Genomic DNA, 15,690 nt, shown 5'->3' with positions numbered 1-15,690 from the left:
CTACCCTGAGGTCCGGTAAGCAATGACGGCGGAGGACCAGCCGGACGTCATTGCCGCCGTCGATCTCGGTTCCAACAGTTTTCACATGGTCGTGGCGCGCCGCGTCGACGGGCAGCTCACGATCGTGGATCGCATCCGGGAAATGGTGCGGCTCGGCGCAGGACTCGACGCGCACGGCCGCATTTCGCCGGAAGCCGCCGAGCTGGCGCTGGCGTGCCTCGGACGCTTTCGCGAGCGGCTCGCCGCGCTCGAGGCAGGGCAGGTTCGCGCCGTCGGGACCAACACCCTGCGCCGGGCTCGGCGTCGCAACGCCTTCCTGCTGCGGGCCCAGGCCGCCCTCGGGCATCCGATCGAAGTGATTTCCGGCGTGGAGGAAGCGCGCCTGGTCTATCTCGGTGCGGCGCGCAGCCTGCCGTCCCATCCGGGTCCCCGGCTCGTAGTCGATATCGGCGGCGGCAGCACCGAGCTGATCATCGGCCGGGGTGACGAGGCCGAACGCCTCGAGAGCCTGTACATGGGCTGCGTGAGCAGCAGCGAGGCCTTTTTCCCCGGCGGCGTGGTGACCGAGGCCGGTTTCCGCGACGCGCGCCTGTTCGCGCGGCGCGAGCTGCAACCGGTGCGCCGGCCGTTCAGGGAGGCCGGCTGGCAGCAGGCGGTCGGCACCTCCGGCACGATCCGCGCCACGGGCCGCCAGTTACGCATGCTCGGCGTCACCGAGGGAGAAATCACGCCCGAGGGGCTGGCGCTGCTGCGCGACCGGCTCCTCGCAACGGGGGACATGGCCAGCCACGACCTGCCCTCGCTCAGTGCGCAGCGCGCGCCGGTCTATCCGGGCGGCCTGGCGGTCCTCAGCGAAGTGTTCGACGCGCTCGAGATCGACCGGATGATTCCCGCCGACGGCGCGTTACGCGAAGGCCTGCTGTGGGACCTGGTCGGGCGGCTGACTGACGAGGACGCACGCGACCGCAGCGTGCGCAGCTTCCAGCTGCGCTTCCATGTCGAACTCGCCCAGGCCGAGCGGGTCGAGGCGACCGCGCTGGCCTTGCTCGGCGAACTGGCCCCCGGCTGGTCCCTCGAGGACGAGGAGTGCGCCGAGCTGCTGTCCTGGGCGGCGCGCCTGCACGAAGTCGGCCTCGATATCGCCCACGCCCAGCACCAGCTGCATGCGGCATACCTGCTCCGCAACGCCGACCTGGCCGGATTTTCCTTCGACCAGCAGCGGCGCCTCGCCGTGCTGGTCGGCGGGCACCGCAGGAAGATTCGCGACGAACTGCTCGAGGTGGTGCAGGAGCCGTGGTCGAAGCGCATTCGTTACCTGCTCGCGATCCTGCGGCTGGCCGTCCTGCTGCATCGCAGCCGCAGCACGGCGCTGCCGCCGCCGATGAAGATCGAAACGGGCAAGCGCAAGCTGCGCCTGCGGTTTCCGGAAGGCTGGCTGGATGCGCATCCCCTGACCCGTGCGGACCTCGAGCAGGAGGCCCATTACCTGGCCGCTCTCGACCTGAAGCTGGGTTTCAGCTGAAGCTCAGCACAGCGTCGCCAGGCGGATCGCCTGCGCGCAGACGGCGGGCCGGCCGGGTTCCTTCACGCGTTCCCAGCGACCATGGGCGCCCATTTCCCAGGCCTGCTGGTTGTCGCTGAGGTCGAGCGCCAGGTCCGCCGCCAGGCGGCGCCGGAGCGCCTTGCGGGTCACGGGGAAGCAGGCTTCGATGCGGCTGAAGAAATTGCGCTCCATCCAGTCTGCACTGGACAGGTAGATCTCCTCGGCGCCGTCGTTGGCGAACGAGAACACGCGCGCGTGTTCCAGGAAACGCCCGATGATCGAGCGCACGCGGATATTGTCCGAGATGCCCGGCACGCCGGGTCGCAGGCAGCAGGTGCCGCGCACGACCAGGTCGATGGACACGCCGGCGCCGGAGGCGGCATACAACGCCTCGATCACCTCCGGTTCGACGAGGGCATTGAGCTTGGCGACGATCCGGGCCGGTCGCCCGGCGGCCGCATGCGCGGCCTCGCGACGGATCAGCTCGAGGATGCGCTCGTGCAGGCCGAACGGCGCGACGGTAAGCGCCCGGGTCGTGGGCCGCGCGCCGGGGCTCGTCAGCAACATCATGGCCCGGTGCACGTCGCGCCCGATGCGGCTGTTGCAGGTCAACAAGCCGTAGTCGGCGTAGCTGCGAGCCGTTTCCGGATGGTAGTTGCCGGTGCCGAGATGCACGTAGCGCCGGAGGCGGTTCTTTTCACGCCGCACCACCATGAGCATCTTGGCGTGCGTCTTGTAGCCGACCACGCCGTAGACGACGTGGGCGCCGGCCGCCTGCAGACGGGTGGCCAGCGCGATGTTCTCGGCTTCGTCGAAGCGCGCCATCAACTCGACCACCACCGTGACTTCCTTGCCTGCGCGTGCGGCGTCCACCAGGGCATCCACGACCGGTGAATCCGGACCGGTGCGGTAGAGCGTCTGCTTGATGGCCAGCACCTGGGGGTCGGCGGCCGCTTCGCGCAACAGGCCGAGCACGGGGGCGAACCCCTGGTAGGGGTGATGCAACAGCATTTCGCCGCGTCGCATGGCCGCGACGACCCCGCCGGCACGCGCGATCTCGCGTGGCTGGCCGGGCGTGAATTCCGGGTACTTCAGGTCCGGCCGATCGACCAGGGCGATCACCTGCGACAGGCGGTTCAGGTTGACCGGGCCGTTCACCTCGTAGAGATCCTCCGGCCCGAGACCGAAACGGTTCAGCAGGAAACGTGGCAGGTGGGCAGGGCAGCCCTGCGCCACCTCGAGGCGGACCTCGTCGCCGTAGCGACGCAGGGCGAGTTCGCCTTCCACCGCGCGCAGCAGGTCCTCGGCATCCTCGTCGTCCACCAGCAGGTCGCTGTTGCGCGTCACGCGGAACTGGTAGCAACCGGCCACGTCGAGTCCGGGGAACAGGTGGTCGACGAAGGCATGGATGATCGACGAAAGGAACACGAAGTCGTCGCGCCCCGTGCCGGCGACACTCGGCGGGATGCGGATCAGGCGCGGCAACGAGCGCGGCGCCTGCACCACTGCAAGGGGTGCCTCGCGGCCGAAGGAATCCAGGCCGACCAGCTCGACGATGAAGTTGAGCGACTTGTTGAGGATGCGCGGAAAGGGATGCGCCGGGTCGAGGCCGATGGGCGTGAGCACCGGCAGCACTTCCTCGCGAAAATAGCGGCGCGCCCAGCGGCTCTGGGCGCGGTTCCACTCGCTTCTCGCCAGGAAGCGGACATTGCTTGCGGCGAGCGCGGGCGCGAGCGACTCGTTGAACACGCGGTATTGTTCCGCGACGATCTCGTGGGCCGCCTGCGACACTGCGGCGAGCGTCTCCGTGGGGCTCAGGCCGTCGCGGCGCAGGTACGACGTGCCGCGCTCCAGCCGGCTTTTCAGCCCGCCGACGCGAATCTCGAAGAACTTGTCGAGGCTGGTGCACGACAAACACAGGAAGCGCAGCCGCTCCAGCGGCGGCACGCCCGGGTCGCTCGCGAGCTCGAGCACACGCCGATTGAACTCGAGCGCCGCGAGTTCCCGGTTGATGTACAGCTCGGGTCGCTGCAGGTCCGTGGCAGCGTCTTGCATGGTCACCCGGCGGTCCGGCCGGTCGCTTCACCGGGCCAGATCGCACCCAGCACCGCGGCCTGGCGGGCGCCCGTGACACTCGGCAGGTTGCCCGGCAGCCCCGCGAGCGTGCGGGCGGCCAGCCAGGCGAACGCCGCGGCCTCGACCTGTTCCGGATCCACGCCGTGCGCCGCACTGCTTTCGATGCGCGTGCCTGGAAGGCGCGCGGCGAGGCGTGCCACCAGGTGATCGTTGTGGACCCCGCCGCCGCAGACGATCAGCCGCGCGGGCGGTCCGGCGCCGAGCGCATCGGCGACGGTCGCCGCCGTGTATTCGCACAGCGTCGCCTGCACGTCGGCCGGCGCGGGCCGGCCGGCGGCGGCGACCTGCGCATCGAGCCACGCCGGCGTGAAGTCCTCCGGTCCCGTGCTCTTCGGCGGCGGAAGCCGGAGAAAGGGGTGTTCGAGCAGCGCAGCCAGCAGCGCCGGGACGACCTCGCCGGAGGCGGCCCAGGCGCCGCCGGCATCGAAGGGCTGGTCCCGGTGGCGGCGCGTCCAGGCGTCCATCAGGCCGTTCGCGGGCCCGGTGTCGAAGCCGGTGACCGGGCGATCCGGCTCGAGCAGTGTCAGGTTGGCGATGCCACCGAGGTTGAGCACCGCGCGGCGTTCGGCCGGATCGCTGAAGGTCGCGGCATGAAAGGCGGGGACCAGCGGCGCACCCTCCCCGCCGAGCGCCACGTCGCGCCTGCGAAAGTCGGCGACCACCGTGATGCCGGTGCGTGCGGCGATGATGTTCGGGTCGCCGATCTGCAGGGTGAAGGGTCGTGCCGTGCGCGGCCGGTGGCGCACGGTCTGCCCGTGGCTGCCGATGGCCGTGACGTCCTGTGGCGAGACGCCCCGGGCGGCGAGCAGGCCGATCGCCGCGCCGGCGAACAGCTCGCCGACGAGGTGGTCGAGTTCACCGAGTTCATCGATGGCGTCGATGGCGTCGATGGCGTCGGCGGAAGCCGGCGAGATGCCCGGGATCGAGAGCCGGCGCACCCGCGCGAGCAGCGGCGCCGGGAACGCCACGCTGCGCGCGGCCAGCACGCGGAAACCCGCCGCGGAAATCTCGGCAAGAACGGCGTTGACGGCATCCATCGAGGTGCCGGAAATGAGGCCGATGTAGAGGCCGGGCGTCACGGCCGCGTTTCCGGGCAGGGCACTAGGGCGTGTCGGCGGCGGCCAGGCGCCGGGGGCCGAGCACCTCGAGTTCGGCGACCAGCGGCCTGGTGGCGGCCGCGAAAGCTTCGCGACGCGCAGCCGGCACCGGCTCGGCCTTGGGCAGGTCCACGGTGCGCGGGTTCTTGTGCACGCCGTTGACACGGTATTCGTAGTGCAGGTGCGGGGCGGTGGCGAGCCCGGTCATGCCGACATAGCCGATGATGTCGCCCTGCTTGACCCGCTGGCCGCCGCGGACCGCGATCCTCGACATGTGCGCATAGAGCGTCGTGACGTTGTCGCCGTGCTGCAACACCACGGTCCGCCCGTACCCGCCCTTGGTGCCGGCGGAGAGCACGCGCCCGTCGCCCGCGGCCATGATCGGCGTCCCGATGCGCGCAGCGTAGTCCACGCCCTGGTGGGGGCGGCGCGTCTTGAGGATGGGATGGAGGCGGTTCGGGTTGAAGTTGGAGCTGACGCGGGTGAAATCGACCGGCGCGCGGAGGAAGGCCTTGCGCATGTTGTCGCCTTCCGGCGTGTAGTAACTGGCGCGGCCGTCCTCGTCGGGAAAGCGCACCGCGCGGTAGGAACGCCCCCGGTTGTTGAACTCGGCGGCGACGATTTCGCCGTCGCGCAGCTTCTCGCCGTCCTGCCAGATCTCCTCGTAGACGACGGCGAACCAGTCCTCGCCGCGGATATCCAGCGCGAAATCGATGTCCCAGGCGTAGATCCCCGCCAGCCGCATGATCGTGCCGTCGGACAGCCCCGCGGCGAGACCCGCGGCGTAGAACGAGCTCGTGATGCGCCCGGTGGCGCGGGCCCGGCGGATCTCGACGGGATGCTCGAGGAAACTGGCCACGAAGCCGGCCTCGCCGGCCTCGACCAGGAGGCTGCGGTCCTCGGTGATGCGGCGGGTGAGCGACAGGATCGCCGGGCCGTCGTGGGCCACCTCGATGGTGTCGCCGGGCTGGATGCGCTTCAGGTGCGGCGCGACCTCTTCCAGCGCGAGGAGGCGATGGAGATCCCCGACCGAGAGCTCGTGGCGGCGGAACAGGCGGTCGAGGCTGTCGCCGGATTTCACTTCCAGCGACACCCGCTGGACAGGATCCGGGACGACGGGCGGGTCGGGCTCGGGCTCGGGCAGCGCCTCGGCGTCGCCGGCCGGGGCCGGGAGCACCACGTCGCGCCCAGGGCCGGGGGCCAGGACATCGCTCCGCGCGGGCAGCGGCAACGGCAGCGCGGTGACGCGGCTCGACTCGCGCTCGCTCGCGGGGTTCTCGGTCTTGCCGATGGCAGGCTCGTCCAGCCACAGGCCCGCCAGGCCGGCACAGACGACGAGGCTGACGACCGCCGCGACGTGACGACGCGACAGCGGGCCGGCGGGCCGCAGACGCTCCAGCCACGCGCGGGCGAACGCCAGGCCGCGGGACAGCCGACGACGCGGCATGGCCGCGACGCTGGCTTTGGGCTTGTAATCGTGTCGGACTCCGCTCACTACTCGACCCATCGCGGCGCAAGCTGCAAAATTTCGGTTACCCTAGCGGCCCCGGCCGTCCCGGTCAATGCGCCATTTCTCACTTTAAAAACAGCGATTCACCACGGAGTGTTCATGAAGCCTGCGAAGGACCAGCTCGCTGAACTGCGGCGCGGCACCGAAGAGGTTCTCGTCGACCGGGAACTCGAGGAACGACTGGCCGCCGCGCGCCCGCTGCGCATCAAGGCGGGCTTCGATCCGACCGCCCCCGACCTGCATCTCGGCCACACGGTGCTCATCAACAAGATGCGCCAGTTCCAGGTGTTCGGCCACGACGTGATTTTCCTCATCGGCGATTTCACCGGGATGATCGGGGACCCCACGGGAAAAAACGCCACGCGGCCGCCGCTGACGCCTGAGGAGATCACGGCGAACGCCGCCACCTACGAGGCCCAGATCTACAAGATCCTCGACCCGGACCAGACCCGGGTGGAGTTCAATTCGCGCTGGATGGGCGAGATGAGCGCCGCGGACCTCGTGCAGCTGGCCGCCCGCCACACGGTCGCGCGCATGCTCGAGCGCGACGATTTCAGCCGGCGCTACGCGGAGGGCCGGGCCATCGCCATCCACGAATTCCTGTATCCGCTCGTGCAGGGCTACGACTCGGTCGCGCTGCAGGCGGACGTAGAGCTCGGCGGCACCGACCAGAAATTCAATCTCCTGGTGGGCCGGCAGCTGCAGCAGGCATGGGGCCAGCCGCCGCAGGTCGTGATGACCGTGCCCTTGCTGGAGGGGCTCGACGGCATACAGAAGATGTCGAAGTCGCTCGACAACTATGTCGGTATCGACGAGCCTCCCGCGAGCATGTTCGGCAAGCTGATGTCCATTTCCGACGAACTGATGTGGCGCTATTTCGAATTGCTGTCGTTCCGTCCCCTCGGCGAGATCGAGGGGCTGCGGGCGGCGGTGGCGGAGGGGCGCAACCCGATGGAGGTAAAGTTCGAGCTGGCCAGGGAGGTCACCGCCCGCTTCCACGGCGAGGCCGGAGCGGCAGCGGGACGCCGCGATTTCGACCAGCGCATCCGCGCGGGCGCGATGCCCGAAGAGATGGAAAGCCGGACGCTGGTCATCGGGGACGAGGAGATCGGGCTCGCGGCGGCATTGACGGCCGCAGGCCTGACAGCGAGCAACTCGGAAGCGTTCCGCGAGATCCGCCAGCGGGCGGTGCGCGTGGACGGGGAGCGCGTCGAGGATACGCGCCACGTGTTGCGCGCCGGGGAGCGTCACGTGCTGGCCGTGGGGAAACGGCGCATCGTGGCCGTGGAATTGCGCCGCGCCTGAGCGGCGCGATGCCGGAGTCGACAGGAATTCATCGCTTCAGTCATTCAGCAGGAGATCACTCATGCACTTCACCAGATCGATCGTCGCGGTCGCCGCGATGTTGTTGGCGGGTCCCGCCCTGGCGCTCGACGCCGAGCAGGCGGAAAAGGTCAACGAGACGCGCCAGGCCGTCCTCAAGGTCGTCGGCTGGAATATCGCCCCGCTGGGCGCGATGGCGCAGGACCGCATCCCCTGGGACGAGGCCTTGTTCGCGCGCAACGCCCAGCGGTTGGCGTGGATGACGAGCATGATTCCGGACGCGTTTCGCGCGGATACCCGTGCCCATGAGCTGGACACCGAGTCGCTGCCCGTGATCTGGGAGGACTACGCGCGTTTCGAGACGCTGGCGGCGAATGCGCAGCGCAGCGCGGAGCGGCTCGCCGAGGTGGCGCAGGGAGACGACAGGGAGGCGGCCCGCGCGGCCGTCGGCGCCCTCATCGAGGACTGCCGCGCCTGCCACGACGATTTCCGGCTCGACGACTAGCACCGGCCGGCGCGGGCCGGGCCCGGCAGGCCTAGTAGATCCCCAGGTCGGCCAGGCTCGGTGCCGGCGCCATGCTCACCAGCAGCCAGACGGCGCCTGCCGCGACGGCCAGCAGCAGCGCAGCCAGCGGGAGGCGCGAGCCGGCGATGGCGGGTTCCCCGGTCTGCTTGCGCCCCGAGAACATCGCTGCGACCAGGTTGACGCCGGGGCGCCAGAGGTACAGCAGCACGGCGATGACGTGCAGCGCAGCGAAAACCAGCAGCAGGTCGAAGCCGGTTTCGTGCACCTCGTGGGCAAGTTCCCGCAGGTCCGCGGGGGCAGCCCAGTACCACGGCCCCGCATCGAGCCCGTCATGGCTGTTCAGCAGGCCGCTGCCCACCTGGACGGCGAGGAGGCCCAGCAACAGCAGGATCATCCAGCCGCCGGGCGGGGTATGCCCGGCCGGTTCGCGGGCCTCGCCGCGCAGCCAGTCGCGCAGGTAACTCCAGACCCGCCGCGGGCCGGCTACGAAGCTGCCGAAGCGCGCGTAACGCGGACCCGCCAGGCCCCACGCAAGCCGGAACAGCAGCAGCGTCGCGAGCGCGTAGCCGGAATAGAAATGCAGGGTCATCCATTCGAACTCGGCGGTGAGCCAGGACGCGCCCACCAGGAGCACGATCAACCAGTGAAAAAGCCTTACCGGCAGGTCCCATACCAGCTTCCCCTCCATGCCAGATCCTCCCGTCTCGCGGCGTCCGTGACGCCACTATAATCCCCCTCGTCACATCCGGCAGCGAAACTCCCGCGCACGGCGAAAAACTATTTTCCCCACGGGGTTGACGACGCCGTGATGTCGCATATAATGCGCGCCCCACCGACGAGTTGAGCGAGGACTCGGGGGGTCACATGGAAGCAAAATTAATGCTTCAGATTGTTGACAGCCCTGTGTCCTCCGGTATACTTGTCGGTCTGCCTCGGCCTAGTTGCCCTGGCCCGCTCTTTAAAAATTTGGACCAAGTAATTTGTGTGGGAGCTCGTGTCGATGCCTGCAGTCGCAGACATTGGTCGAGCACCAAATCAGTCAGTTAACCGATTGAGTGAATGGTGGATCGGCATTTTCAGCTCATAACTTTGAACTGAAGAGTTTGATCCTGGCTCAGATTGAACGCTGGCGGCATGCCTAACACATGCAAGTCGAACGGTAACAGGCCCTTCGGGGTGCTGACGAGTGGCGGACGGGTGAGTAATGCTTGGGAATCTGCCTAGTAGTGGGGGATAACCCGGGGAAACCCGGGCTAATACCGCATACGTCCTACGGGAGAAAGCAGGGGATCTTCGGACCTTGCGCTATTGGATGAGCCCAAGTCGGATTAGCTAGTTGGTAGGGTAATGGCCTACCAAGGCGACGATCCGTAGCTGGTCTGAGAGGACGATCAGCCACACCGGAACTGAGACACGGTCCGGACTCCTACGGGAGGCAGCAGTGGGGAATATTGGACAATGGGCGAAAGCCTGATCCAGCAATGCCGCGTGTGTGAAGAAGGCCTGCGGGTTGTAAAGCACTTTCAGCAGGGAAGAACAGCATGGGGTTAATACCCCCGTGTCCTGACGTCACCTGAAGAAGAAGCACCGGCTAACTCCGTGCCAGCAGCCGCGGTAATACGGAGGGTGCGAGCGTTAATCGGAATTACTGGGCGTAAAGCGTACGTAGGTGGCTTTGTAAGTCGGATGTGAAAGCCCTGGGCTTAACCTGGGAACTGCATCCGAAACTGCATGGCTAGAGTAAGGGAGAGGGAAGCGGAATTTCCGGTGTAGCGGTGAAATGCGTAGATATCGGAAGGAACACCAGTGGCGAAGGCGGCTTCCTGGCCCATTACTGACACTGAGGTACGAAAGCGTGGGGAGCAAACAGGATTAGATACCCTGGTAGTCCACGCTGTAAACGATGAGAACTAGATGTTGGACGCATCGGGCGTTCAGTGTCGCAGCTAACGCGTTAAGTTCTCCGCCTGGGGAGTACGGCCGCAAGGTTGAAACTCAAAGGAATTGACGGGGACCCGCACAAGCGGTGGAGCATGTGGTTTAATTCGATGCAACGCGAAGAACCTTACCTGGCCTTGACATCCCAGGAACCCTTCAGAAATGAGGGGGTGCCTTCGGGAACCTGGAGACAGGTGCTGCATGGCTGTCGTCAGCTCGTGTCGTGAGATGTTGGGTTAAGTCCCGCAACGAGCGCAACCCTTGTCCGTAGTTGCCAGCGAGTAAAGTCGGGAACTCTACGGAGACCGCCAGTGACAAACTGGAGGAAGGTGGGGATGACGTCAAGTCATCATGGCCCTTATGGCCAGGGCTACACACGTGCTACAATGGTCGGTACAGAGGGTTGCCAACCCGCAAGGGGGAGCCAATCCCAGAAAGCCGGTCGTAGTCCGGATCGGAGTCTGCAACTCGACTCCGTGAAGTCGGAATCGCTAGTAATCGCGAATCAGCATTGTCGCGGTGAATACGTTCCCGGGTCTTGTACACACCGCCCGTCACACCATGGGAGTTGGTTGCACCAGAAGTAGGTAGCTTAACCTTCGGGAGAGCGCTTACCACGGTGTGGCTAATGACTGGGGTGAAGTCGTAACAAGGTAGCCGTACGGGAACGTGCGGCTGGATCACCTCCTTTAAGAGAAAGAAACGCGTCCGCAGTCGCGGCGCGAGCTCCCAACACAAGTTACTTGGTCCTCGGGCTTGATCACCAGGCTCGAGGTCTGGCGCCGGCGACACGCAACCGACATCGGGTCTGTAGCTCAGTTGGTCAGAGCGCACCCCTGATAAGGGTGAGGTCGGAAGTTCAAATCTTCCCAGACCCACCACGGTTGTGGTGTGCGTGGAGCAGGCATCCTTTATGTAGGGGCCATAGCTCAGCTGGGAGAGCGCCTGCTTTGCAAGCAGGAGGTCGCCGGTTCGATCCCGGCTGGCTCCACCAAGCCCCGCCAGTCCAGTGCACGAGCGGAACCACGAGTATGCATGCGGGTCATGTATAGCAGTGGTTCCGTTCGCCGTCGGGTCCGCCCGTCGGTCCGCTCTTTAACAATTCGGAAAGTTTTGACGTCTAGCGATTAGTGTCCGTTGTTCCAACGGCGGACACGCAATCCAAGGTGTCGCATTCGTAGAGAGAGATACCAGCGCCATAGATCCCGAATGTTTGGGGTTATATGGTCAAGCGAATAAGCGCACGTGGTGGATGCCTAGGCGGTAGGAGGCGATGAAGGACGTTGTAGCCTGCGAAAAGCTTCGGGGAGCTGGCAAACAAGCTTCGATCCGGAGATGTCCGAATGGGGAAACCCACTGCTTCGGCAGTATCCCTGTCTGAATACATAGGACAGTGGAAGCGAACCCAGGGAACTGAAATATCTAAGTACCTGGAGGAAAAGAAATCAACCGAGATTCTCTTAGTAGCGACGAGCGAACGGGGAACAGCCCTGTGCCCGTATCGGGCGACTGCATAGCAAAACGGCATGGAAAGGCCGGCCATAGAAGGTGATAGCCCTGTATGCGAAATGCTTTCGTCAGTTAGGCACGATGAGTAGGCCGGGACACGTGACATCCTGGTTGAATATGGGGGGACCATCCTCCAAGGCTAAATACTACCTACCGACCGATAGTGAACCAGTACCGTGAGGGAAAGGCGAAAAGAACCCCGGAGAGGGGAGTGAAATAGAACCTGAAACCGCGTGCGTACAAGCAGTGGGAGCCTGGCTACGGCCGGGTGACTGCGTACCTTTTGTATAATGGGTCAGCGAGTTAATTTCAGTGGCGAGCTTAACCGAATAGGGGAGGCGTAGGGAAACCGAGTCCTAAATGGGCGATTCAGTCGCTGGGATTAGACCCGAAACCGGGCGATCTATCCATGGCCAGGGTGAAGGCAAGGTAATACTTGCTGGAGGCCCGAACCCACTAATGTTGAAAAATTAGGGGATGAGCTGTGGATCGGAGTGAAAGGCTAATCAAGCCCGGAGATAGCTGGTTCTCCCCGAAAACTATTGAGGTAGTGCCTCGTGTATCACTCCTGGGGGTAGAGCACTGTTTCGGCTAGGGGGCCATCCCGGCTTACCAAACCGATGCAAACTCCGAATACCAGGAAGTGCAATCACGGGAGACACACGGCGGGTGCTAACGTCCGTCGTGAAGAGGGAAACAACCCAGACCGCCAGCTAAGGTCCCCAAATTACAACTAAGTGGGAAACGATGTGGGAAGGCACAGACAGCCAGGAGGTTGGCTTAGAAGCAGCCATCCTTTAAAGAAAGCGTAATAGCTCACTGGTCTAGTCGGCCTGCGCGGAAGATTCAACGGGGCTAAGTTGTATACCGAAGCTGCGGATGCTCAGATTTATCTGGGCATGGTAGGGGAGCGTTCTGTAAGCCTGTGAAGGTGTGTCGTGAGGCATGCTGGAGGTATCAGAAGTGCGAATGCTGACATGAGTAACGATAATGCGGGTGAAAAACCCGCACGCCGAAAACCCAAGGATTCCTGCGCAACGTTAATCGGCGCAGGGTGAGTCGGCCCCTAAGGCGAGGGCGAAAGCCGTAGTCGATGGGAAGCAGGTTAATATTCCTGCACCAGCTATTGCTGCGATGGGGGGACGGAGTAGGCTAGGTCATCCGGGCGTTGGTTGTCCCGGTTCAAGCGTGTAGGGAGTGTGGCTAGGAAAATCCGGTTGCACATTATCCTGAGGCGTGATGACGAGTTCCCATGTGGAGCGAAGTGATTGATGCCAAGCTTCCAGGAAAAGCCTCTAAGCTTCAGGCAGTAGTTGACCGTACCGTAAACCGACACAGGTGGGTGAGGAGAGAATCCTAAGGCGCTTGAGAGAACTCGGGTGAAGGAACTAGGCAAATTGGTACCGTAACTTCGGGAGAAGGTACGCCCCTGCTGGTGATGAGACTTGCTCTCTGAGCTGGTGGGGGTCGCAGTGACCAGGTGGCTGCGACTGTTTATCAAAAACACAGCACTCTGCAAACACGAAAGTGGAAGTATAGGGTGTGACGCCTGCCCGGTGCCGGAAGGTTAATTGATGGGGTTAGGGAAACCGAAGCTCTTGATCGAAGCCCCGGTAAACGGCGGCCGTAACTATAACGGTCCTAAGGTAGCGAAATTCCTTGTCGGGTAAGTTCCGACCTGCACGAATGGCGTAACGATGGCCACACTGTCTCCACCCGAGACTCAGTGAAATTGAATTCGCTGTGAAGATGCAGCGTTCCCGCGGCTAGACGGAAAGACCCCGTGAACCTTTACTACAGCTTTGCACTGAATTTTGAGCATGCTTGTGTAGGATAGCTGGGAGGCTTTGAAGCTGGGACGCTAGTCCTGGTGGAGCCAACCTTGAAATACCAGCCTGGCCTGCTCGGAGTTCTAACCTAGGTCCGTTATCCGGATCGGGCACAGTGTATGGTGGGTAGTTTGACTGGGGCGGTCTCCTCCTAAAGAGTAACGGAGGAGCACAAAGGTACCCTCAGCGCGGTCGGACATCGCGCATTGCGTGCAAGGGCATAAGGGTGCTTGACTGCGAGACAGACACGTCGAGCAGGTGCGAAAGCAGGTCCTAGTGATCCGGTGGTTCTGTATGGAAGGGCCATCGCTCAACGAATAAAAGGTACTCCGGGGATAACAGGCTGATTCCTCCCAAGAGTCCACATCGACGGGGGAGTTTGGCACCTCGATGTCGGCTCATCACATCCTGGGGCTGTAGCAGGTCCCAAGGGTATGGCTGTTCGCCATTTAAAGTGGTACGCGAGCTGGGTTCAGAACGTCGTGAGACAGTTCGGTCCCTATCTGCCGTGGGCGTTGGAAAATTGAAGGGAGCTGCTCCTAGTACGAGAGGACCGGAGTGGACGTACCTCTGGTGTTCGGGTTGTCACGCCAGTGGCATTGCCCGGTAGCTATGTACGGAAGGGATAACCGCTGAAGGCATCTAAGCGGGAAGCCCACCCTGAGATAAGTTTTCCCTGGGGACTCGATCCCCCTGAAGGGCCCTCGTAGACTACGAGGTTGATAGGTCGGGTGTGTAAGCGCAGCAATGTGTTGAGCTAACCGATACTAATTGCCCGTGAGGCTTGACCATATAACACCCAAGCATTCAGGGTGTGCTGGTCTCTTTTTATAGATTGCGTCACCTTGGTCGACGCGACGACGTCAAAACTTTTCGATTTCGCGGCGCTCCGCTTACGGGCGGGGCGCGATACGTGAGCCAGTTTGCCTGGCGGCCATAGCGAGCGGGAACCACCCGATCCCTTTCCGAACTCGGAAGTGAAAACGCTCAGCGCCGATGGTAGTGCAGGGTTCTCCCTGTGTGAGAGTAGGTCACTGCCAGGCATTTAAATAAGGAACCCCCGGTCTCGAAAGAGGCCGGGGGTTTTTTCTTGTCCGTGTTCAGGGGGATCTTAGAGTTCCAGCCGGTCGAATTCCCTGATATTGATCAGCATTTCATGGATGGCCTTTTCCATGGCTCGCCGCTCGCGGGCCTCGGCCAGGCGCCGGATGCTGTCGACGATGGCGATCCACCAGTTCATGTGAGTGGCTGAAAGCTGGGCGGCCACCGCAACCAGGTCGCGCGTCATCGAAAGCGACTCCTCGCCTTCGCGCTTGAGCGCGACCAGGCTGTCGAGATCCGGGTGCTTGTCCTCGAGTTCGCTGAGCATCCGTTCAATCACCTGCGGATCGCGCTCCAGCTGCTTCGAGGAAGTCGGCTCGGTGTTGGGCTCGAGAAAGGCGATGTCGAGCAGCGATAGCAAATCGCGAAAAGACCCTCGCAGGCTCAACCACATCTGCCGTCGGCGCCGGTGCTCGAGGTGGCGCTGGATCAAGCCGAGCAGGCCGACCAGCACGAACGCCTCGAGACACAACACGACCAGCTCCGGAACCAGTTCTTCGCGGAACTGACCGCCGCCGCTGCCGTGCACGAAATACAGCCACAGGCCCACGCCGGAGAGTCCAAAGACCACCATCAGGACGATGATGAACAGGCGGCTCATGACGCTGCGTCGGGCGGGATTTCGCCATCGTCGCTGGCGAACGCCCGTACCACGCGGGCGATGCGCTCGGCCTCCCGCGGGGTCAGGTCCAGCGGCAGGTTGGCAATGTAGACCGTTGCATCCGTACGCAGCGCGATTGGAATGATGTTGCCCGGGTTATCCGTGGATTCCAGCGTGACACGTTCGGCCACTTCGCGCTCGGCCGTGAGCGAGCCTCGTGGCAAGGCGCGGCTATCCTCTCCGCCGACGCTCCGGAACGTAGCTGGGTGCTCGGACCAGGCCAGGAAATCGGCCTGCGCCATCCTTACCCTTTCCGCATACAGGGACAAGGCCTCGTTGCGAATGCTCGCACCGTCGAGCTTGTGGAATCGCGACGCGAGCGTGTCGACATCGAGCTTGCGCACGTCGGCGCGCTCCGCCGGGCTCATCTCATCGGCTAACTGTTCGACCGCTTTGCGACGGGCGCGTGCCACGGCCGGATTGATCAAACCCGTTACACCGGCGTGTTTGTGGAACTCCAGCAGGGTATCCACCGAATAAGAACCGTCGGGCATCATGTCCCTTCTCTCCTGCGGGC

9 protein-coding genes, 2 tRNA genes and 3 rRNA genes are annotated in these 15,690 nt (G+C 64.1%); 8 read left to right on the top strand and 6 right to left on the bottom strand.

From position 1 onward, the window contains the following. Positions 1 to 22 precede the first annotated feature (22 nt). Positions 23 to 1,522: an exopolyphosphatase gene (gene ppx, locus G6032_RS06255; RefSeq protein WP_165281285.1), complete on the top strand. Its 1,500-nt coding sequence runs from the start codon at positions 23 to 25 to the stop codon at positions 1,520 to 1,522. Between the two features lie 3 nt (positions 1,523 to 1,525). Here the strand turns inward: ppx and ppk1 are convergent, their stop codons facing one another. The 3 genes from ppk1 to G6032_RS06240 are packed head-to-tail and all read right to left on the bottom strand — an operon-like array spanning position 1,526 to position 6,271. Continuing rightward, positions 1,526 to 3,598 carry a polyphosphate kinase 1 gene (ppk1, locus tag G6032_RS06250; RefSeq protein ID WP_165281478.1) on the bottom strand — a complete coding sequence of 691 codons (2,073 nt, stop codon included), beginning with the start codon at positions 3,596 to 3,598 and terminating at the stop codon, positions 1,526 to 1,528. A gap of 2 nt (positions 3,599 to 3,600) precedes the next feature. Next, complete coding sequence (locus G6032_RS06245) at positions 3,601 to 4,758, bottom strand: anhydro-N-acetylmuramic acid kinase (RefSeq protein ID WP_346763768.1); 1,158 nt, start codon at positions 4,756 to 4,758, stop codon at positions 3,601 to 3,603. A 22-nt stretch (positions 4,759 to 4,780) separates the two neighbouring features. After that, a complete protein-coding gene (locus G6032_RS06240) occupies positions 4,781 to 6,271 on the bottom strand; it encodes a peptidoglycan DD-metalloendopeptidase family protein (RefSeq protein WP_165281284.1) in 1,491 nt (496 codons plus the stop codon). 114 nt (positions 6,272 to 6,385) lie between these two features. Here G6032_RS06240 and tyrS point away from each other — a divergent pair, with 114 nt between their 5' ends. Together tyrS and G6032_RS06230 are read left to right on the top strand one after the other, a co-directional pair. Continuing rightward, positions 6,386 to 7,591 carry a tyrosine--tRNA ligase gene (tyrS, locus tag G6032_RS06235; RefSeq protein ID WP_165281283.1) on the top strand — a complete coding sequence of 402 codons (1,206 nt, stop codon included), beginning with the start codon at positions 6,386 to 6,388 and terminating at the stop codon, positions 7,589 to 7,591. 61 nt (positions 7,592 to 7,652) lie between these two features. After that, positions 7,653 to 8,114, top strand: coding sequence for a cytochrome c (locus G6032_RS06230; RefSeq protein ID WP_165281282.1), 462 nt, complete (start codon positions 7,653 to 7,655; stop codon positions 8,112 to 8,114). 31 nt (positions 8,115 to 8,145) lie between these two features. On the opposite strand, the gene G6032_RS06225 is transcribed toward G6032_RS06230, so the two are convergent. Beyond that, positions 8,146 to 8,823 (bottom strand): cytochrome b/b6 domain-containing protein, encoded by a 678-nt coding sequence (locus tag G6032_RS06225; protein ID WP_165281281.1) that lies wholly within the window; start codon positions 8,821 to 8,823, stop codon positions 8,146 to 8,148. Between the two features lie 403 nt (positions 8,824 to 9,226). Between G6032_RS06225 and G6032_RS06220 the strand changes: the two genes are divergently transcribed. The 5 genes from G6032_RS06220 to rrf all read left to right on the top strand — a co-directional run bounded on the left by G6032_RS06220 (position 9,227) and on the right by rrf (position 14,454). Continuing rightward, a 16S ribosomal RNA gene (locus G6032_RS06220) occupies positions 9,227 to 10,764 on the top strand. Between the two features lie 113 nt (positions 10,765 to 10,877). Beyond that, positions 10,878 to 10,954: transfer RNA gene (locus G6032_RS06215), tRNA-Ile, on the top strand. A 37-nt stretch (positions 10,955 to 10,991) separates the two neighbouring features. Continuing rightward, positions 10,992 to 11,067, top strand: a tRNA-Ala gene (locus G6032_RS06210). A 231-nt stretch (positions 11,068 to 11,298) separates the two neighbouring features. Further along, positions 11,299 to 14,203, top strand: a 23S ribosomal RNA gene (locus G6032_RS06205). A 134-nt stretch (positions 14,204 to 14,337) separates the two neighbouring features. Continuing rightward, positions 14,338 to 14,454: ribosomal RNA gene (gene rrf, locus G6032_RS06200) — 5S ribosomal RNA — on the top strand. The 16S, 23S and 5S rRNA genes sit together here with 2 tRNA genes alongside, the layout of an rRNA operon. Positions 14,455 to 14,522: 68 nt before the next feature. Here rrf and G6032_RS06195 read toward each other — a convergent pair. Together G6032_RS06195 and G6032_RS06190 are read right to left on the bottom strand one after the other, a co-directional pair. After that, a complete protein-coding gene (locus G6032_RS06195) occupies positions 14,523 to 15,113 on the bottom strand; it encodes a hypothetical protein (protein ID WP_165281280.1) in 591 nt (196 codons plus the stop codon). Further along, entirely contained in the window at positions 15,110 to 15,670 is a 561-nt protein-coding gene (locus G6032_RS06190) for a hypothetical protein (protein WP_165281279.1), read from the bottom strand. Before G6032_RS06190 ends, G6032_RS06195 begins: the two co-directional genes overlap by 4 nt. Positions 15,671 to 15,690 lie beyond the last annotated feature (20 nt).

This window comes from Wenzhouxiangella sp. XN24 (assembly GCF_011064545.1).
Classification (GTDB): domain Bacteria; phylum Pseudomonadota; class Gammaproteobacteria; order Steroidobacterales; family XN24; genus XN24.
Note: the sequence above shows the minus strand (reverse complement) of the source record. Positions and strands in the feature narration are given on the sequence as shown.

Bases quoted from the DNA above. Each gene is read 5' to 3' on its own strand.
- G6032_RS06195 (WP_165281280.1), bottom strand. From the start codon at position 15,113: ATGAGCCGCCTGTTCATCATCGTCCTGATGGTGGTCTTTGGACTCTCC.
- ppx (WP_165281285.1), top strand. From the start codon at position 23: ATGACGGCGGAGGACCAGCCGGACGTCATTGCCGCCGTCGATCTCGGT.
- G6032_RS06225 (WP_165281281.1), bottom strand. From the start codon at position 8,823: ATGGAGGGGAAGCTGGTATGGGACCTGCCGGTAAGGCTTTTTCACTGG.
- G6032_RS06190 (WP_165281279.1), bottom strand. From the start codon at position 15,670: ATGATGCCCGACGGTTCTTATTCGGTGGATACCCTGCTGGAGTTCCAC.
- ppk1 (WP_165281478.1), bottom strand. From the start codon at position 3,598: ATGCAAGACGCTGCCACGGACCTGCAGCGACCCGAGCTGTACATCAAC.
- G6032_RS06230 (WP_165281282.1), top strand. From the start codon at position 7,653: ATGCACTTCACCAGATCGATCGTCGCGGTCGCCGCGATGTTGTTGGCG.
- tyrS (WP_165281283.1), top strand. From the start codon at position 6,386: ATGAAGCCTGCGAAGGACCAGCTCGCTGAACTGCGGCGCGGCACCGAA.